15 protein-coding genes are annotated in these 19781 nt (G+C 64.2%); 14 read left to right on the top strand and 1 reads right to left on the bottom strand.

Annotated elements, in window-relative coordinates:
* The first annotated feature begins 6 nt into the window (after positions 1–6).
* The 14 genes from murD to EN804_RS09735 all read left to right on the top strand — a co-directional run bounded on the left by murD (position 7) and on the right by EN804_RS09735 (position 18881).
* On the top strand, positions 7–1407 hold the full coding sequence (gene murD, locus EN804_RS09800; RefSeq protein WP_135919275.1) for a UDP-N-acetylmuramoyl-L-alanine--D-glutamate ligase: 1401 nt from the start codon (positions 7–9) through the stop codon (positions 1405–1407).
* On the top strand, positions 1407–2558 hold the full coding sequence (ftsW, locus tag EN804_RS09795) for a putative lipid II flippase FtsW (RefSeq protein ID WP_127275791.1): 1152 nt from the start codon (positions 1407–1409) through the stop codon (positions 2556–2558). The genes murD and ftsW overlap by 1 nt, the downstream gene beginning before the upstream one ends.
* Before the next feature lies 1 nt (position 2559).
* Positions 2560–3687: an undecaprenyldiphospho-muramoylpentapeptide beta-N-acetylglucosaminyltransferase gene (gene murG / locus EN804_RS09790; protein ID WP_135919274.1), complete on the top strand. Its 1128-nt coding sequence runs from the start codon at positions 2560–2562 to the stop codon at positions 3685–3687.
* Positions 3684–5084 (top strand): UDP-N-acetylmuramate--L-alanine ligase, encoded by a 1401-nt coding sequence (gene murC, locus EN804_RS09785; RefSeq protein ID WP_135919273.1) that lies wholly within the window; start codon positions 3684–3686, stop codon positions 5082–5084. Before murG ends, murC begins: the two co-directional genes overlap by 4 nt.
* Entirely contained in the window at positions 5081–6046 is a 966-nt protein-coding gene (gene murB / locus EN804_RS09780; RefSeq protein WP_135919272.1) for a UDP-N-acetylmuramate dehydrogenase, read from the top strand. The genes murC and murB overlap by 4 nt, the downstream gene beginning before the upstream one ends.
* Positions 6047–6723: 677 nt before the next feature.
* The gene (locus tag EN804_RS09775) at positions 6724–7650 is read left to right on the top strand and encodes a D-alanine--D-alanine ligase (protein ID WP_135919271.1); all 927 of its coding nucleotides are present in this window, start codon (positions 6724–6726) and stop codon (positions 7648–7650) included.
* Positions 7638–8579 (top strand): cell division protein FtsQ/DivIB, encoded by a 942-nt coding sequence (locus EN804_RS09770; protein WP_127280469.1) that lies wholly within the window; start codon positions 7638–7640, stop codon positions 8577–8579. The genes EN804_RS09775 and EN804_RS09770 overlap by 13 nt, the downstream gene beginning before the upstream one ends.
* Positions 8576–9883, top strand: coding sequence for a cell division protein FtsA (gene ftsA, locus EN804_RS09765; RefSeq protein ID WP_010910249.1), 1308 nt, complete (start codon positions 8576–8578; stop codon positions 9881–9883). The genes EN804_RS09770 and ftsA overlap by 4 nt, the downstream gene beginning before the upstream one ends.
* Positions 9884–9949: 66 nt before the next feature.
* Positions 9950–11629, top strand: a complete 1680-nt coding sequence (gene ftsZ, locus EN804_RS09760; RefSeq protein WP_135919270.1) for a cell division protein FtsZ — start codon at positions 9950–9952, stop codon at positions 11627–11629.
* Positions 11630–11909: 280 nt separating this feature from the next.
* Positions 11910–12860 (top strand): UDP-3-O-acyl-N-acetylglucosamine deacetylase, encoded by a 951-nt coding sequence (lpxC, locus tag EN804_RS09755; protein WP_127279709.1) that lies wholly within the window; start codon positions 11910–11912, stop codon positions 12858–12860.
* Between the two features lie 262 nt (positions 12861–13122).
* Positions 13123–13992: an outer membrane protein assembly factor BamD gene (locus tag EN804_RS09750; protein ID WP_127279708.1), complete on the top strand. Its 870-nt coding sequence runs from the start codon at positions 13123–13125 to the stop codon at positions 13990–13992.
* 183 nt (positions 13993–14175) lie between these two features.
* The gene (gene recN / locus EN804_RS09745) at positions 14176–15849 is read left to right on the top strand and encodes a DNA repair protein RecN (RefSeq protein ID WP_127871686.1); all 1674 of its coding nucleotides are present in this window, start codon (positions 14176–14178) and stop codon (positions 15847–15849) included.
* Positions 15850–15984: 135 nt separating this feature from the next.
* Entirely contained in the window at positions 15985–18189 is a 2205-nt protein-coding gene (ligA, locus tag EN804_RS09740) for an NAD-dependent DNA ligase LigA (protein ID WP_135919269.1), read from the top strand.
* Positions 18186–18881 carry a TIGR02453 family protein gene (locus EN804_RS09735; RefSeq protein ID WP_135919268.1) on the top strand — a complete coding sequence of 232 codons (696 nt, stop codon included), beginning with the start codon at positions 18186–18188 and terminating at the stop codon, positions 18879–18881. The genes ligA and EN804_RS09735 overlap by 4 nt, the downstream gene beginning before the upstream one ends.
* A gap of 123 nt (positions 18882–19004) precedes the next feature.
* Here EN804_RS09735 and EN804_RS09730 read toward each other — a convergent pair whose 3' ends face one another.
* Positions 19005–19763, bottom strand: a complete 759-nt coding sequence (locus tag EN804_RS09730; protein ID WP_135919267.1) for an SDR family oxidoreductase — start codon at positions 19761–19763, stop codon at positions 19005–19007.
* Positions 19764–19781 lie beyond the last annotated feature (18 nt).

Below are 19781 nucleotides of genomic sequence, written 5' to 3'. Positions count from 1 at the left end.
TGCCATTTGATCCCCGCCGCATCCTTCGCAGGCAAGCGTGTTTCGCTCTTCGGGCTCGGCGGCTCGGGGATCGCCACGGCGCGCGCTCTGATCGAGGGCGGTGCGCAAGTGCTGGCCTGGGACGACAATCCCGACAGCGTCGCCAAGGCCGCCGCCACCGGCATCGCAACCGGCGACCTGCGTGGCGCCGACTGGGCCGGCTTTTCCGCTTTCGTGCTGTCGCCCGGCGTGCCGCTGACCCATCCCAAGCCGCACTGGACGGTGGAGCTCGCGCGTGGCGCAGGCGTCGAGGTCATCGGCGACATCGAGCTTTTCTGCCGGGAGAGGACACTCAGCGCTCCGGATGCTCCCTTCATCGCCATCACCGGCACCAACGGCAAGTCGACGACGACGGCGCTGACGGCGCATATCCTTCAAGCTTCCGGGCGCGACACGCAGATGGGCGGCAATATCGGCCGCGCCGTGATGACGCTCGATCCGCCGACGCCCGACCGGCATTATGTGGTCGAATGCTCGTCCTACCAAATCGACCTTGCGCCCTCGATCAATCCGACGGCCGGCATCCTGCTCAACCTGACGCCCGACCATCTCGACCGCCACGGCACCATGCAGCACTACGCCTCGATCAAGGAGCGGCTGGTGGCGGGCAGCGAGACTGCGATCATCGGCATCGACGATTCCTGGTGCGCTCAGATTGCCGAGCGGCTGGAGCGGGCGGGGCGGCAGGTCATCCGTATTTCCAAGCGGCTGCCGCTGACCGACGGCTATTTCGCCGACGGCACCAACCTGATGGAAGCGGTGCATGGCCGCTACAGCCGTGTCGCCTTCCTCGAAGGCATCGGCTCGCTGCGCGGCCAGCACAATGCGCAGAACGCGCTGGCCGCCGTCGCCGCCTGCCTCAAGGTCGGTCTCGACCTCGGCGAGATCCAGTCGGGGCTCGAAAGCTTCCCGGGCCTCGCCCACCGCATGGAGCAGGTCGGCCGCAAGGACCATGTCCTGTTCGTCAACGATTCCAAGGCGACCAACGCCGATGCGGCTGCTCCCGCACTGTCCAGCTTCAGCCGCATCTACTGGATCGCCGGCGGTCTGCCCAAGGAGGGCGGCATCGAACCGTTGCGCGGCTTCTTCCCGCGCATCGCCAAGGCCTATCTGATCGGCGAGGCCGCCCCCGCCTTTTCGGCGACGCTGGGCGAGGCCGTGCCCTACGAAATCTCGGGCACGCTGGCGGCCGCGGTCGAGCATGCCGCGCATGACGCGGCCAAGGACGACAGCGGCGAGGCGGTGGTGCTGTTGTCGCCGGCCTGCGCCAGTTTCGACCAATTCAAGAATTTCGAGGTCCGCGGCGAAGCCTTCAGGCAAGCTGCGAGCGCTATAGATGGCGTCAAACCCATCGGAGGGGCACGATAATGCAGAGCCGTCTCGACAAAAGTCCGGTCGCAACCTGGTGGTGGACCATCGATCGCTGGTTCCTGGCGGCGTTCCTGTCGCTGATGGGGCTCGGCATCGTGTTGTCCTTCGCGGCAAGTCCCGCGGTCGCCGAACGCATCGGCCTCGACAGTTTCCATTTCGCCACCCGACAGATCATCTTCACCGTGCCCGCGCTCGGCGTGATGTTGGCGGTCTCCTTCCTCGATTCCAGAGAGATCCGGCGCATGTCGCTGATCATGCTGTGCCTCATGCTGGTGCTGATGGTGGCGGTGCTCTATGTCGGCGTCGAGGTGAAGGGCGCGCGGCGCTGGGTCTCGCTCGCCGGCCTCTCGATCCAGCCGTCGGAATTCCTCAAGCCGGCCTTCGTTATCATGTGCGCCTGGCTGTTCGCCGAACACAAACGCCAGCCCGACATTCCCGGCAATCTGTTCGCCATGCTGCTGCTGGTGCTGGTCGTGTCGCTGCTGGTGGCGCAGCCGGACCTCGGCCAGACCATGCTGACCACCGGCACCTGGGGCATCATGTTCTTCATGGCGGGGCTGCCGTGGCTGTGGATCATCGTGCTGGGCGCGGCCGGCGTCGGCGGCGTCTTCGCCGCCTATACGGTGTTTCCGCACGTCGCGCTGCGCATCGACAAGTTCCTCACCGGCGAAGGCGACACGTTCCAGGTCGACATGGGGCGTGACGCGCTGATCAATGGCGGCTGGTTCGGCGTCGGGCCGGGCGAGGGCACGGTCAAGCGGGTCATCCCCGACAGCCATGCCGACTTCGTCTTCTCGGTCGCGGGCGAGGAGTTCGGGCTGATCATGTGCTTCTTCATCATGTCGATCTTCGCCTTCATCGTGCTGCGCGGCCTCAACACGGCGCTGAAGGAGCATGACGACTTCACCCGTTATGCGGTCGGCGGCCTGGTCACCGTGTTCGGCCTGCAGGCCGTCATCAATATGTGCGTCAACCTGCAGCTGGTGCCGGCCAAGGGCATGACGCTGCCCTTCATCTCCTATGGCGGCTCCTCGCAGATCGCCATCGCCATCTCGATGGGGATGGTGCTGGCGCTGACGCGCAAGCGGCCGGAAAAGCGCAAGCAGATGGGCTTTGCGCTGCCGCAGCGCGCCATGCCGGCGGAGTGACATGGCCAGAGGCGTTATCCTTCTCGCCGCGGGCGGAACCGGCGGACATCTGTTTCCAGCCGAAGCGCTGGCGCATGAACTCATCGAGCGCGGCTGGGCGGTGCATCTGGCGACCGACACCCGCGCCGAACGGTTTGCCGGCCATTTCCCGGCAGCGGCCATCCATCCCATCCAGTCGGCGACGTTCGGCTCGAAAAACCCCTTCGCCCTGCTTGGCGCCTTCTGGAAAATCTGGAGTGGCGTGCGTCAGGCCTCCGCCGTCATCGGCAGGATCAAGCCGGAGGCCGTCGTGGGCTTTGGCGGCTATCCGACCTTGCCGCCGCTCTATGCGGCGACGCGGCGCAAGGTGCCGACGCTGATCCACGAGCAGAACGCGGTGATGGGGCGCGCCAACCGGGCGCTGGCCGGCCGCGTCGACGCGATCGCCGGCGGCTTCCTGCCGCAAGATGAGAGTGCGGCCGGCGCCAAGACGGTGACGACCGGCAATCCGGTCAGGCCAGCGGTGCTCGAAGCAGCCAGGACACCTTACGTGGCTTCAACCGGGGATGAGCCTTTCCGCCTGCTGGTGTTCGGCGGCAGTCAGGGCGCGCAATTCTTTTCCGATGCCATGCCGGGGGCAGTCGCGCTGCTTTCCGATGCACAGCGCAGACGCCTTGTCATTACCCAACAAGCTCGCGCGGACGACGTGGCACGGGTGAAGGCGGCCTATGCCGCGCTCGGAGTCGCCGTCGAGGTCTCGCCGTTCTTTACCGACATGGCGGCGCGCATTGCCGCGGCGCATCTGGTGCTCTCGCGCTCCGGCGCTTCGACCGTCTCGGAGATCGCCGTCATCGGCCGGCCGGCATTGCTGGTGCCCTATCCCTTTGCGCTCGACCACGACCAGGCGGCCAATGCGGCGGCGCTTGCCGCCGCCGGCGGCGGCGAAGTGCATGTGCAATCATCGCTTTCGTCCGAGCGCATCGCGGCACTGCTCGGCGCCCTGATAGACCAGCCGGAGCGGCTCGCGACGATGGCTGCCGCGGCCAAATCGGTCGGCCGGCCGGACGCGGCACGGTTGCTCGCCGATCTCACAGAGGCTATTGCGTCCCGCAAAACAGTATCGGATTTCAGGAAGGGGACGCACCCATGAAGATGCCGCAGACCATTGGCCTCGTGCATTTCATCGGCATTGGCGGCATCGGCATGAGCGGCATCGCCGAGGTGCTGCACAATCTCGGCTACAAGGTGCAAGGATCCGACCAGGCGGACAGCGCCAATGTGCAACGGCTGCGCGACAAGGGCATCGAATGCTTCGTCGGCCACAAGGCCGAGAATCTCGGTGACGCCGAGGTCATCGTCGTCTCGACGGCGATCAAGAAGTCGAATCCGGAACTGAAGGCGGCGCGGGAGAAATTGCTGCCCATTGTCCGCCGCGCCGAGATGCTGGCCGAACTGATGCGTTTCCGCCAGGCTGTCGCCATCGGCGGCACGCATGGCAAGACGACGACGACCTCGATGGTGGCGACACTGCTCGAAGCCGGCGGGCTCGACCCGACCGTCATCAATGGCGGCATCATCAATGCCTATGGCACCAATGCGCGCATGGGCGACGGCGAGTGGATGGTGGTCGAAGCCGACGAAAGCGACGGCACCTTCCTCAAGCTGCCTGCCGACATCGCCGTCGTCACCAACATCGATCCCGAGCATCTCGATCATTATGGCAACTTCGACAATGTGCGCGAAGCGTTCCGCCAGTTCGTCGAGAACGTGCCTTTCTATGGTTTCGGCGTGATGTGCACCGATCACCCGGAAGTGCAGGCGCTGGTCGGGCGCATCGAGGACCGGCGCGTCATCACCTATGGCGAGAACGCTCAGGCCGACGTGCGCTTCACCAACCACCGCATGGCGGGAGCGACCTCGGAGTTCGACGTGATCATCCGCGACCGCAAGGGGCGCGGCCAGACGACGATAGCGGGCCTGCGCCTGCCGATGCCTGGCCGCCACAATGTGTCCAACGCGACGGCCGCGATCGCGGTCGCGCACGAACTCGGCCTGTCGGCCGAGGCAATCAAGAAGGGCCTGTCGTCCTTCGCCGGCGTCAAGCGCCGCTTCACCCATACCGGATCCTGGAACGGTGTCGACGTGTTCGACGACTACGGCCATCACCCGGTCGAAATCTCGGCGGTGCTGAAGGCGGCGCGCAGCGCCACCAATGGGCGTGTCATCGCCATTGCCCAGCCGCACCGCTTCACCCGGCTGCACGATCTGTTCAACGAGTTCTCCGCCTGTTTCAACGATGCCGACACGGTGATGGTGGCGCCGGTCTACGCCGCCGGCGAAGAGCCAATCGACGGCGTGACCTCGGACGCGCTGGTGTCGCGCATACGTGCCGGCGGCCATCGCGACGCGCGCTACATTGAGGGGCCGGGCGATATCGCGCCCGTCATCCGCGACATCGCCAAGCCTGGCGACTTCGTCGTCTTCCTGGGTGCCGGCAATATCACCCAATGGGCCTATGCGCTGCCGAAGGAGCTCGCCGCCTCATGATGAACGGCCAGGCCCTGATCGACAGACTTGGCGACCGGCTTGCCGGCCTGCGTGGCCGCATCACGCCAAATGCCGAGATGGACAAGATCACCTGGTTCCGGGCGGGCGGCCTTGCCGAGGCACTGTTCCAGCCGGCCGACGAGGAGGACCTCGCGGCGTTCCTCAAGGCGGTTCCCGAAGAGATCCCCCTGACGATTGTCGGTGTCGGCTCGAACCTTCTGGTCCGCGACGGCGGCATTCCGGGTTTCGTCGTCAGGCTTTCCGCCAAGGGCTTTGGCGAGGCCGAAGTCATTTCCCCGATCAGGATCAAGGCAGGCGCCGCCGCGCCCGACAAGCGTGTGGCGGCGGTGGCGCTGGAGGCCGGCATTGGCGGCTTCCATTTCTATCACGGCATTCCGGGCGCCATCGGCGGTGCGCTCAGGATGAATGCCGGCGCCAATGGCGTCGAGACGCGCGAACGCGTTGTCGAGGTGCGGGCGGTCGACCGCAGGGGCAACGCCCTGACGCTGAGCAATTCCGAGATGGGCTATGCCTATCGCCATTCGGCGGCGCCCGCCGGGCTGATCTTCACCTCGGCCGTCTTCGAAGGCTTTGCCGAGGACAGGGCGGTGATCAAGACGGCGATGGACGCGGTGCAGAACCATCGCGAAACCGTGCAGCCGATCCGCGAGAAGACGGGCGGTTCGACCTTCAAGAATCCGGAAGGCACCTCGGCCTGGAAGGAAATCGACAAGGCGGGTTGCCGCGGCCTGATGATCGGCGGTGCGCAGATGTCGCCGATGCACTGCAACTTCATGATCAATACCGGAACCGCGACCGGCTACGACCTCGAATATCTCGGCGAGACGGTGCGCGCGCGGGTGCTCGAGCATTCGGGCATCCGGCTGCAGTGGGAGATCAAGCGCATCGGCAATTTCCGTTCCGGACATGCCGTGCAGGAGTTCCTGGGCCAGTTGCTTTAAGGCACAGCGGATTTGGCGAGTTGCTGGTCTGCCGGCCGGAGCCGCCCATCGTTCGAGCTATTGCAGACCTTGGAGATTGGCAGATGTCTCTCCGACTTCGTCATCCACGGGCGGAGCAGGAGCGAAGCTCCGTCGCGGAGACCCGAGGATCCATTCCGTGACCTTGGCCGTGGAGTGCAGCGGAGCAGAATTCTGCACCGCCGTAACGCTTCGCGGTCGCGGCATGGATCCTATGGTCTGCGCCGCGTCGCTTCGCTCCTTGCTCCGCCATAGGATGACGAAGTGATTGGCGCTTCGGCTAATCGCCAAGGCATGCCGTCAATCAACGCAGGCTCAGTCGATCCGTCAGAACTCCTGTGCCGAGGAATTGGCTAGCCGCTGTTGAAGTTCACGTGATGCGTGAACTTCAACGGGATAGAAACGCCGTGAATGGTTGCCGCAAAGACTCAGCGAGACGGTTTTCGCATCCGTTTTCTCACAAAGTGAATCCCTCGGAATCATAAGCACTTGCCAGGGAATCAACTCTCTGATTCTCTGCCCTAAAGCGTTTCCTGATTTGAGTCGTTCGACGCGTTACCCGCGTTTTCCGTCTGGGGGGGCAACCTGCCGGGAGACTCGGACTCAATGTTGCGGAAATCCTTGGGTTTTTAGTCCGCCGTGAGAGGGGATGACGGGGAATGAAGAACAAGCATGTGGCCGTATTGCTGGGAGGTTTCTCGTCCGAGCGGCCCGTGTCCCTGTCTTCTGGAAAGGCCTGTGCAGATGCGCTCGAGCAGGAAGGCTATCAGGTTACCCGTGTCGATGTCGGGCGCGACGTCGGTTCGGTGCTTGCCGAGCTCAAGCCCGATGTCGCCTTCAATGCGCTGCATGGGCCTTTTGGCGAGGATGGTACCATCCAGGGCATCCTCGAATATCTCGGCATTGCCTACACCCATTCCGGCGTGCTCGCCTCGGCGCTTGCCATGAACAAGGAGCAGGCGAAGAAGATCGTCAAGTCGGTCGGCGTCCGCGTTGCCGAATCGAAGGTCGCCAATCGCTTCTCCATCCAGAACAAGCACCCGATGAAGCCGCCCTATGTGGTCAAGCCGGTCAGCGAGGGGTCGAGCTTTGGCGTCGTCATCGTGTCGGAAGGGCAGTCGCACCCGCCGCAGGTCATCGGGTCGTCCGAGTGGAAATATGGCGATACCGTCATGGTCGAGCGCTACATCCATGGGCGCGAACTGACCTGCGCCGTCATGGGAGACGTGGCGCTCGGCGTCTGCGAGATCATCCCGACGGGCCATTCCTTCTACGACTATGATTCAAAATATGTCGCGGGCGGATCAAAACACGAATGCCCCGCAAAAGTTTCACCGAATATTTACCAAAAAATACAGACACTGGCGCTCAAGGCTCACCAAGCTGTCGGCTGTCGGGGCGTTTCCCGGTCGGACTTCCGTTATGACGATCGTCACTCCGAAAATGGCGAGGTTGTATGGCTCGAGATCAATACTCAGCCGGGCATGACGCCGACGTCTCTGGTGCCTGAAATTGCCGCCCATGCCGGGCATTCGTTTGGTGAACTGTTGAGTTGGATGGTGGAGGACGCTTCGTGTCTGCGTTGAAATGGGGACAGGGCAAGGTGAGGGGCGCGGCCGGGCCGTCGCTGTTCGGCCTGCCATTGTCGTTGGACCATTTCGTTCTGCCGCGCGTGCTTCGCCGCCCGGTGCGCATCCTGACGCGCCTGGGTGATGGTGAATTTCAGGCGCCGCGCTTCTCCGCCGCGATCATGTCGTCGGTGCTGCTGGCTTCGAGCGGGGCCTATGGCGCCTATCTTGGCGGTCATGCCGACGGCATCATTCAAAGCATCACCGCCCGCACCGGCTTCGCAGTCGATCAGGTCAAGGTGGTCGGCAACCGTCAGACCTCGGAGATCGACATTCTCGACCGGCTCGAGCTCGATGGCTGGACGTCGCTGATCGGCTTCGATGCCGAGGCCGCGCGGGAGCGCATCGCTACCTTGCCGTGGATCGAGATTGCCGCGGTGCGCAAGGTCTATCCGCACACGCTGGAAGTGCGCGTCGAGGAGCGCGAAGCCTTCGCGCTCTGGCAGCAGGGCGATGATCTCTCCGTCATCGAAAAGGATGGCGCCGTCATCGCGCCGTTCTCGGGCGGCAAGCAGGTGCTCCTGCCGCTGTTGATCGGCACCGGCGCGCCGGCCAAGGCGCCTGATTTCCTGGCCAAGATCGAGCAATATCCCGACCTCGCCAGTCGCATCAAAGGCTATGTCCGCGTCGGCGAGCGGCGCTGGGACCTCAAGTTGGACAACGGCATCACCGTCAAGCTGCCCGAAGACGACGAGGACCAGGCGCTCGCCGAACTCGTCAAGATGGACCATGACAAGGGGCTGTTGTCGCGCGATATCGCCGCTGTCGACATGCGCCTGACAGACCGGCTGGTCGTGGAGCTGACGCCGCAGGCGGCGACGCAGCGCGAGGCCGCGCTCAACGAGAAGCCGAAAACCCTCAAGCGCAAGCCGGAGACGAAGATATGAGCTGGCTTGGCGGTTCTGGCGATGCCTCGTCGCGCCGGTCCGGCACCCTGACGGTGCTGGATGTCGGCTCGAACAAGGTCTGTTGCATGGTGGCCAAGCTGAAGCCGAACGATGACGGCAAGCTTCTGCGCGGCCGCTCTCACCGGATCCAGGTGATCGGCATCGGCCACCAGAAATCGCAAGGGGTGAAGTCGGGCGTCGTCGTCGATCTCGACCGCGCCGAGCATGCCATCCGCCTCTCCGTCGACGCCGCCGAGCGCATGGCCGGGCTGACGGTCGATTCGCTGATCGTCAACATGACCGCCGGACGACTGAAGAGCGAAGCCTTTTCAGCCACCATCAACCTCGGCGGCCACGAGGCCGACGAGGCCGATATCAAGCGCGTGCTCGGTGCCGGCGCCAAGCAGGCGCTGAAGGCCGAACGCGAGGTGATCCATTCGCTGCCCGTCGGCTTCTCGCTCGATGCCGAGCGCGGCGTGCGCGATCCGCGCGGCATGGTGGGCGATGCGCTTGGCGTCGACATGCATGTGCTGACCGGTGATGCGGCGCCGATGCGCAATCTGGAGCTCTCCATCAACCGTTCGCACCTGTCGGTCGAGCGCATGGTGGCGACGCCCTATGCCAGCGGGCTGGCGGCACTCGTCGACGACGAGCTCGAACTCGGAGCCGCCTGCATCGACATGGGCGGCGGCACGACGACGATCTCGGTGTTTTCGGAAGGCAAGTTCGTCCATGGCGACGCCATCGCCATCGGTGGCAATCATGTGACGCTCGACATGGCCAAGGGGCTTTCGACGTCGCTCGATGCCGCCGAGCGGCTGAAGGTGATGCACGGCTCGGCGCTGCCGGGCAGCGCCGACGACCGCGACCTGGTCTCGATCCAGCCGATCGGCGACGATGGCGACGTGCCGCTGCAGATCCCGCGTTCGGTGATGACGCGCATCGTGCGCGCCCGCATCGACGAGACGCTCGAACTCCTGCGCGACCGGCTCAACAAATCCGGCTACGGCAATGCGGTCGGCAAGCGCGTCGTGCTCACCGGCGGCGCCAGCCAACTGGCCGGCCTGCCCGAGGCGGCACGCCGCATCCTGGGGCGCAATGTGCGCATCGGCCGCCCGCTCGGCGTGGCGGGCCTGCCGGAAGCAGCGAAAGGCCCGGCTTTCTCGGCCGCAGTCGGGCTTCTGATCTATCCGCAGATGGCGAGCTTCGAGAGCCATCCGGCGAAAGGTATTTCCGGTCTCAGGATGACCGGAACGGGTGGAAAACTGCATCGCATGAGTCAGTGGTTGAGAGACAGTTTCTAATTGACGGGGACAGCCCCATAGGCGGCCGCGGCGGCGAAGCGGCGTGAAAGGCAAAGGACGGAGACAATGACCATCAATCTGCAGAAGCCGGACATCACCGAGCTTAAGCCGCGCATCACCGTGTTCGGTGTTGGCGGCGGCGGCGGCAATGCCGTGAACAACATGATCACCGCCGGACTGCGCGGTGTCGAGTTCGTCGTGGCCAACACCGACGCGCAGGCGCTGACCATGTCGAAGGCCTCGCGGCTGATCCAGCTTGGCGCGCATGTCACCGAGGGGCTCGGTGCCGGATCGCAGCCGGAAGTCGGCCGCGCGGCGGCGGAAGAGTGCATCGACGAGATCCTCGACCATCTCACCAACACCCATATGTGCTTCGTTACCGCCGGCATGGGCGGCGGCACCGGTACGGGTGCTGCTCCGGTGGTTGCCCGCGCAGCCCGCGAGAAGGGCATCCTCACCGTCGGCGTCGTCACCAAGCCGTTCCACTTCGAAGGCCAGCGCCGCATGAAGACGGCCGACTTCGGCATCGAGGAGTTGCAGAAGTGCGTCGATACGCTGATCGTCATCCCCAACCAGAACCTGTTCCGGCTGGCCAATGACAAGACCACCTTCGCCGACGCCTTCGCGATGGCCGACCAGGTGCTCTACTCCGGCGTTGCCTGCATCACCGACCTGATGGTCAAGGAAGGCCTGATCAACCTCGACTTCGCCGACGTGCGTTCGGTGATGCGCGAGATGGGCAAGGCGATGATGGGCACCGGCGAAGCTTCGGGCGAAGGCCGGGCGATGGCCGCCGCGGAAGCCGCGATCGCCAACCCGCTGCTCGACGAAACCTCGATGAAGGGCGCCAAGGGCTTGCTGATCTCGATCACCGGCGGCCGCGACCTGACCCTTTTCGAAGTCGACGAGGCGGCGACCCGCATCCGCGAAGAAGTCGACCAGGACGCCAACATCATCCTGGGCGCCACTTTCGACGAGGAACTTGAGGGCGTCATCCGCGTCTCGGTGGTCGCGACCGGCATCGACAAGTCGGCCGCTGAAATCGCCGCCGCGCCGATCTCGATCCGCACGGCGCCGCCGAAGCCGGCCGCCCGGCCGGCCGTCGCCGCGGTGGAAAGCCGCCCGGTGCCGGTCCAGCAGGCCGTGTATGAGCCGCGCGCCGCCGATCCAGTTGCCGAAGCCATCCAGTTGGCCGAAGCGAACGCCGCTGCCATGGCGCAGGCTCGTCCGGCACCGGTCGCCCATGCGGACGATTTCCGCCCGCAGAGCAAGATCTTCCAGGCGCCGCCCGCGCAACCGATGCCTCAGCCTGTTGTCCAGCAGATGATGCAGCCGGCTCCGCAGCCGCGCGAAATGCTGCGTGAGGTCCAGCAGCCGGTGGCGATGGCGCCGCAGCGCATGCCGCGCGTCGAGGATTTTCCGCCGGTCGTGAAGGCGGAGGTCGACGCCAAGAGCCGTCCCGCCGACCATGAGAACAGCGGCCCGATGGGTCTCCTGAAGCGCCTGACCAATGGCCTGACCCGCCGCGAAGAGGAGCCTGCACGGCTGCAGCCGGCGCAGCCGCGCGAGCCCAAGCTGCGCCAGGCCGCACCGGAAGTGCGCCGCCTCGCCAGCCAGGACGCCCAGCTCTACGCGCCGCGCCGCGGCCAGCTGGACGACCAGGGCCGTCTGACGCCGCAGGTGAGGGCGACTCAGGACGATGATCAGCTGGAGATTCCGGCGTTCCTGCGCCGCCAGGCCAACTGAGCGGTTAACGGATTGTAACAATTGTTAACAGGCAAGCAAGAAATTGCTTGCCTGTTAACGTTTAAAAGGCTGTATAATCAATAGGTTATCGTGCCATATAGGTTCCAGTTCGCGGTTACAAAGAGTAAGAAACCGTGATTTGGAGTCTCCCTGCCGGGACATTATCTTCGCTGCCTACCATGGTCGGTATGCGGGGATTTCGGGGGAAGTAGCCCTGCCTGCCGATTTAACAAGAGCCGCGCCCTCGGGCTGGAGAAGCGGACCTAGGCATTACGGGCTTATGGGGATTGTCTTGCACGACCACCAGACGACAGTGAAGACGCGCGCGTCGCTTACAGGCACCGGCGTTCACAGCGGCAAAGAAGTTTCCATCAGTTTCCTGCCCGCGGATGCCGATACCGGCATCGTGTTCCAGCTTCTCAATGGCGACGGGCAGGGCCGTGAGTTCCGCGCCCTGTTTTCCGAGATCGGCGCCACCGACCTTTGCACCATGCTTGGCGATCCCTCGGGCGAGCACATCGCCACGGTCGAGCATATCATGGCCGCCCTGTTCGGGCTCGGCATCGACAATGTCATCATCGAGATCGACGGCCACGAGGTCCCAATCCTCGACGGCAGTGCCATGGCGTTCGTCGAAGCCATCGACCAGGCCGGCATCGAGGTGTTGGCCGTCAAGCGCCGCTATATCAGGGTGGTCAAGCCGGTCCGCATCGAGAACGGCGCCTCCTGGGCCGAGTTCAGGCCCTATGACGGCACCCGCTTCGAGGTCGAGATCGATTTCGAAAGCCCGGCGATCGGCCGCCAGCTGTTCGCATCGGACATCAATGCCGATATTTTCCGCCGCGACATCGCCCGCGCCCGCACCTTCGGCTTCATGAAGGACGTCGAACGGCTGTGGGCCGCCGGCTATGCGCTGGGATCCTCGCTCGAGAACTCGCTGGTGATCGGTGACGACAACCGCGTCATCAATATGGGTGGCCTGCGCTACCCCAACGAATTCGTGCGCCACAAGACGCTCGACGCCATGGGCGACCTGGCGCTGGCCGGCGCGCGCTTCATCGGCTGTTTCCGCTCCTATCGCGGCGGCCACCGGCTGAACGCCGCCGCGCTGCGGCGCCTGCTGTCGGACCGCACGGCCTTCGAGATCGTCGAGACGACACGCCGCGAGCGTGGCCGGGCCGCCGAGATGAACGCCGTCAACGCGCCGCTCTATGCGCCATGGATGATCTGATTTTCTTAATCTTTTTCGCATTGCATGGCGGTATGGGTGTTGCATGGATGCATCATCCATCAGCGAAATTGCATAGATTTTCGCGCTGCGGTCCGTCGCCACAAAAATGTGCGATTGGCTGGACATAGCGTTGCCGGGCAAGGCGGTTATGGTTTATGGCTGCTGCCGTCGATTAATGCATGTCGCCTAGAAGTGGGGACCATTTTTGGGACAACAGCATGCAAGAGGCACTAAAATAACGCCGAAAGGGCGCAATCCAATCATGTTCTTCAAGCGAGTCGGTCAATCGAAAGCGCCGCAGCGGTCTGTCTTCCTGGCGCTTTCGGTGGTTGTTCCATCGCTCTTTCTGTCGGCCTGCATGTCGTCGGAGAAAGATATCGACCTTTCGACCTATGTCGACCAGACCGAGCCGGCCGACGTTCTCTACAATCAGGGCCTCGCAAACATGAATGCGGGACGCCTGGACGAGGCGAGCAAGAAGTTCGACGCCGTCGACCGCCAGCATCCCTATTCGGAATGGGCCCGCAAATCGATGGTGATGGGCGCGTTTGCCGACTATCGGAAGGGCAGCTACGAGGACGCGATCCAGTCGGCAAAGCGGTACCTGGCCCTCTATCCGTCCACGGATGACGCACCCTATGCCCAGTACATCATCGGTCTCAGCTACTATCGCCAGATCAAGGACGTGACGCAGGACCAGAAGGAAGCACGCCAGACCGTGCAGACGATGCAAGACCTGGTGACGCGCTGGCCGACGTCGGAATATGTCGACGACGCCAAGGAAAAGATCCGCTTCGCCAACGACCAGCTCGCCGGCAAGGAAATGCAGATCGGCCGTTATTATCTGGAGCGCCGCGAGTACATCGCCGCCGTCAAGCGCTTCCGCACCGTGGTCGAAAACTATTCCAACACCCGCCATGTCGAGGAAGCGCTCGCCCGCCTCACCGAAAGCTATTACGCGTTGGGCTTGACCTCGGAGGCCCAGACGGCGGCCGCGGTCCTCGGCACCAACTATCCCGACAGCTCGTGGTACAAGGATTCCTATAAGCTGCTGCAGAGCAACGGTCTGGCGCCACGCGAAAATGCCGGATCGTGGATATCCAAGGCCGGGAAGCTGATCACCGGCGCCTGACCGCGGAGCTCCGAGCGAAGCGCGCAGTGTGCTTTTTCGGATTGATCCGAAGCTCAAACAAAAAGATAGTGCGGCGCTGCGACTCCAACTGTCGGGTGCCGCCTTAATCTTTTTGTTTTCGTGCCTGTCGTTATCCCGAAACCGGGTCCACTTCTGGGCGGCATGCAATAGGTCCGGTTTCTCATGCTTTCCAGACTGTCGATCCGAGATATCGTCCTGATCGAAAAGCTGGACATCGACTTCCAGCCGGGTCTCTCCGTGCTGACCGGCGAAACCGGCGCCGGCAAATCCATCCTGCTCGATGCCCTGTCGCTGGCGCTCGGCGCGCGCGGCGATGCCTCGCTGGTGCGCCATGGCGCGTCGCAGGGCCAGGTCATTGCCGTGTTCGATGTTCCGCGCAACCATCCGGTGCGCGCGCTGCTTGCCGAAAACGCCATCGAGGATGACGGCGACGTCATCCTGCGCCGCGTGCAGACGGCGGACGGCCGTACCCGTGTGTTCGTCAACGACCAGCCGTCCAGCGTGACGCTGATGCGTGATGTCGGCCGCGCACTGGTCGAGATCCATGGCCAGCATGACGAACGCGCTTTGGTCGATCCGGGCGCGCACCGCGATGTGCTCGATGCTTTCGGCGGCCATCTCGGCGCCGTCCGCGCGACAGGCGAGGCATGGCGGCACTGGCGCGCCTGCGAGCAGGAGTTGACGCGCCATCGCGCCAAGGTGGCGGCCGCCGCCCGGGAGGCCGACTATCTGCGCGCCGCGGTCGCCGAACTGACCAAGCTCGATCCGCAGCCCGGTGAGGAAACCGAACTTGCCGAGCTGCGCGCCCATATGATGCGCGCCGAAAAGATCGCCTCCGAAATCCACGACGCGCAGGATGTGCTTTCGGGCCCGTCCTCGCCCTTGCCGCAACTGGCCAGCCTGCTGAGGCGGCTGCAGCGCAAGGCGACGGAGGCGCCGGGGCTGCTCGAGGACGTGGTCAAGTCGCTGGATGAAGCGATGTTGTCGCTCGACGCGGCGCAATCGGGCGTCGAGGCGGCGCTTCGCGCCACCGAATATGACCCGCAACGGTTGGAGAAGGCCGAGGAGCGGCTGTTTTCGCTGCGCGCGGCCTCGCGCAAGCACAGCGTCGCCGTCGACGATCTGGCGCAATTGCGCGACACGATGGTTGCCGATCTAGCCGACCTCGATGCCGGCGAGGAGCGCCTGCACGGACTGGAAAAGCAGGCCGCCGCCGCGCGCGAAACCTACGACATCGCTGCCGCACAGCTGTCCTCGCTTCGCCATGCCGCGGCGGTCGGCCTGACCAAGGCGGTGATGGCCGAATTGCCGGCGCTGAAGCTCGAACGCGCGGCCTTCATCGTCGAGATGAAGAGCGAGGCCGAGAGCCGCATGGAGGAGGGCATCGACCAGATCGAGTTCTGGGTGCGCACCAATCCTGGCACGCGGCCCGGCCCGATGATGAAAGTCGCGTCGGGTGGCGAGCTGTCACGCTTCTTGCTGGCGCTGAAAGTGGCGCTTGCCGATCGCGGTTCGGCGCCGACACTGGTTTTCGACGAAATCGACACCGGCGTGGGCGGCGCGGTGGCCGACGCCATCGGCCAGCGGCTGGCGCGGCTGTCGAAGCGTGTCCAGGTGCTTTCCGTCACCCATGCTCCGCAAGTGGCGGCGCGCGCGGCAACACATTTCCTGATCTCCAAATCGGGCAGCACCGACCGTGTCGCGACCGGAATTGCCGAGATGGACAGGACGGCGCGGCAGGAGGAGATCGCCCGCATGCTGGCCGGCGCCACTATCACCGACGAGGCGCGCGCCGCCGCCGAGCGGCTGCTGCGCGAGAATACAAACGCGGCATGAGACTATCGGGCGTCATGGGGCGAGTCAGGATATGGCTCCATCCTGCTGTTCAGGAATGATCTTTTCCGAAAACCGGTTCCCACCTTTCAAGATCATGCTCTATTGTGGCGCGCCACCGTTCAGGGACAAAAAAGCATGGCCGAAAAACCTGTCGATTCGCTCAGCGAAAGCGAGGCTGAAGCCGAACTCCAGCGCCTTGCCGAAGAGATCGCCGGTCACGACCGGCGCTACCATGCCGAGGATGCGCCTACGATTACGGACGCGGAGTATGACGCGTTGCGACGGCGCAATCTTGCCATCGAGGAGCGCTTTCCGGACCTGGTGCGTGAGGATTCGCCCTCGCTCAGGGTTGGTGCCGCACCGGCGGAAGGCTTCACCAAGGTGCGCCATGCCGTGCCCATGCTCAGCCTCGCCAAGGCCTATACCGACGAAGACGTCACCGATTTCATCGACCGCGGCCGGCGCTTCTTCGACCGCGACAAGGACCTCGACATCGCTTTCACCGCAGAGCCGAAGATCGACGGGCTGTCGGCTTCGCTGCGTTACGAAAAGGGCATCTTCGTGCAAGGTGCGACGCGCGGCGACGGTGCGGTCGGCGAGGACATCACAGCCAATTTGAGGACCATCGCCGACATTCCCGCGAAGCTCAAAGGGTCAGGCTGGCCTGAAATCATCGAGATCCGTGGCGAAGTCTATATGACCTATGCCGAGTTCGAGGCGCTCAAGGCGCGTTCGGCGGCCGTCGGCGGCCAGGATTACGTCAATCCGCGCAATACGGCGGCCGGATCGCTGCGCCAGAAGGATCCCTCCGTCACCGCCAGCCGCAACCTCAAATTTTTCGCCTATGCGTGGGGCTATACTACGGCCGATCCGGCGCCGACACAGTACGAATCGGTGCAGAAATTCGCCGATTGGGGTTTCAAGATCAGCCCTCTGATGGTGCGGGCCAAATCAGTCGAGGAACTGGTCGCGCACTATCACCGGATCGAGGAGCAGCGCTCGTCGCTCGGCTATGACATAGACGGTGTCGTCTACAAGGTCGACCAGCTGGAGCTGCAGCGCCGCTGGGGTTTCGTCACCGGTGAGCCGCGCTGGGCCGTCGCGCACAAATTCCCGGCCGAACAGGCGATGACGACCGTGCAGAAGATCGACATCCAGGTCGGCCGAACCGGCACGCTGGCGCCGGTCGCGCGGCTTGCGCCGGTGACCGTCGGCGGCGTCGTGGTGGAAAACGTCACGCTGCACAATGAGGATTATATCAAGGGCCTGGACAGCACCGGCCAGCCGATCCGCGACGGCATCGACGTGCGCATCGGCGACACCGTCGTGATCCAGCGGGCAGGGGATGTCATTCCGCAGATCGTCAGTGTCGTCATCGACAAGCGTCCGCCCGATGCCGTGCCATACGAATTCCCGCACACCTGCCCGATCTGCGGCTCGCCGGCGACGCGCGAGATCAACGAGAAGACCGGCAAGGAGGATTCGCGCCGCCGCTGCACCGGCGAACTGATCTGCCCGGCGCAGGCCGTGGAAGGGCTGCGCCATTTCGTGTCGCGCGGCGCCCTGGATATTGAAGGCCTGGGCGCGGAGAATATCGACACGTTCTTCAATGCCGGGTTGATCAAGACAGCCGCCGACATCTTCACGCTGAGGGAGCGCCGCCCCGCCGTGACCAAGGCGCTGGCCGAGCGGCGCGAGGAGCAGGCAAGGCAGCGCGAGGCGGCGTCCGGCAAGACCCGCAAGAATGTGCGCAGTGTCGAGGACCGCAATTACGAAGGCCTCGACAAATTGTTCGCGGCGATCGATTCGCGCCGCGAGCCGGAGCTCGACCGCTTCATTTTCGCGCTCGGCATCCGCCATATCGGCGAAACCACGGCCGCGGTGCTTGCGCGAACCTTCTCGACCATCGAGGAGCTTATCCGAGTCGGCAAGGAGACTGCGGCGGCGGAGGATCCGCATGCGGTCTTCCCATCGATCAACGGCATTGGCGATACGGTGATCGATGCGCTTCGCGATTTCTTCGGCAACGAGCGCAATGACGACGTGCTCGAGAAGCTGCTGCAGCAGGTCAAGCCGAAGCCATATATCGTCACCGTCTCGGCCGACAGCGAAGTCGCCGGCAAGACGATCGTCTTTACCGGTTCGCTGGAAAAGATGACACGCTCGGAAGCCAAGGCGATGGCCGAGCGTCTCGGCGCCAAGGTGGCCGGCTCGGTTTCGGCAAAGACCGATCTGCTGGTGGCCGGTCCTGGCGCCGGTTCCAAGCTCAAGCTTGCCAGTGAACTCGGCGTCGAAGTCATCGATGAGGACACCTGGCTGCAGCGGGTCGGCAAGTCGTGACGGACGGGGCATTCAAAGGGTTCGGCCCAAAGGCCATTCCGTTCCTGAAGGCATTGGATTTCCACCAGAGTCGCGAGTGGTTCCTGGAGAACCGTGACTTGTTCGAAAAGGAATTGCGCGACCCACTGGGGGATCTGGTCGACACGCTTACGCTGCGTTTTGCGGAAGCAGGCCTCGGCTTGCGTGGCGATCGCAAGAAGTCGCTGTTCCGCATCAACCGCGACGTGCGTTTCGCCAAGGACAAGCGACCCTATAACCGGCATCTGTCGGCTATCCTGTCGCCGGATGGCAGCAAGGCGGTGCAGGGCGTCTTCTATGTCCATATCGGGCTGGAAGGTTGCTTTGCCGGCGTCGCCTGGTGGCAGCCGGAGGCCGCGCTGCTGTTGTCGATGCGCCGGGCCATCGAGATGTGGCCAGAGAGGTATCGCGCCATGGTGAAGGCGTTGAACAAGAATGGCCTCGAACTCGATGCCGAAGGCGGCATGAAACGCACGCCGCGTGGCTTCGAACACGTCGCCGACAAAGATCTTGTCGCCGCCATCCGCAACCGGCATTTTGTCGTCCGCCATGCGATCGATCCGGCTGGTATCCACGGGCCGGAACTGGTCGAGGAACTTGTCGATTTCACCTTGCGCGCCAAGCCACTGCTCGACTGGGGCAGGGCGATCGAGGGCACGGCGCCGGGAAGCTAATGCATGTCGCCCGGAAATGTTCTCGGTTTCGAGACAACGACATGCATAAAATCATAAGGTTACAGGAGGTCGGCGAATCCAATTCGCCGCGACATACTGTAGCCCAGCGCTGTGATTGCGGCGCTACATCCGCATCAAAAGACCGCCGTCGACGGCCAGTTCAATTCCGGTGATGTAACTTGCCGCGTCGGAGAGCAGGAAAAGTGCTGCGTTGGCCATGTCTTGCGGCGTGCCGATGCGGCCGAGCGGCGTGTAGCTGGCGACGGCGGCGCGCTTCTCCTCGGTGTCCCAGCGCGCCTGCAATGGCGTCAGCGCCATGCCCGGGCAGATGGCGTTCGACCGGATGCGATCGCCGGCCAGTTGCATGGCGAGCGACTTGGAGAGCGCGCAGACGCCGGCCTTCGAGGCCTGGTAGGCATCCTGCGGGGTCGGATCGCCGCGATACCACTGGATGGTCGAGAAATGCACCATGGCGCCGCCGCGGCCGCCCGCGCGCATATGTGGCACGACCGCCCGCGCCGTGTGCACGAAGGATTTCAGGTTGATGTTGAAGACCTGATCCCAGACGTCGAGGTCCATCTCCAGGGCCGACTTGTCTCGGCCGAACCAGAGTACCCCTGCGACATTGGCGAGATAGTCGATGCCGCCGCGCTCGCGGCCTGCCGTGCCGATCGCCTGTTCGACGAAGGCGGCATCGGTGAGATCGCCCTGAGCGAAGATGAGCCTGTCGTCATAGGCGGCGAGCGATGCCGGGCGTTGCTTGATGTCGATGGCGGTGACGGAAGCGCCGGCATCGAGCAGCGCCAGGGTAATCGCCTCGCCCATGCCGCCGCCAGCCCCTGTGACGACCGCATGCCTGCCGGTGAAATTATAGACGATCATCCGCAACCCCTTTTTTCG

This window comes from Mesorhizobium sp. M8A.F.Ca.ET.161.01.1.1 (assembly GCF_004792105.1).
Classification (GTDB): Bacteria; Pseudomonadota; Alphaproteobacteria; order Rhizobiales; family Rhizobiaceae; genus Mesorhizobium.
The sequence above is the reverse complement of the archived record's forward strand: the minus strand, read 5'-3'. Positions and strand labels throughout refer to the sequence as shown.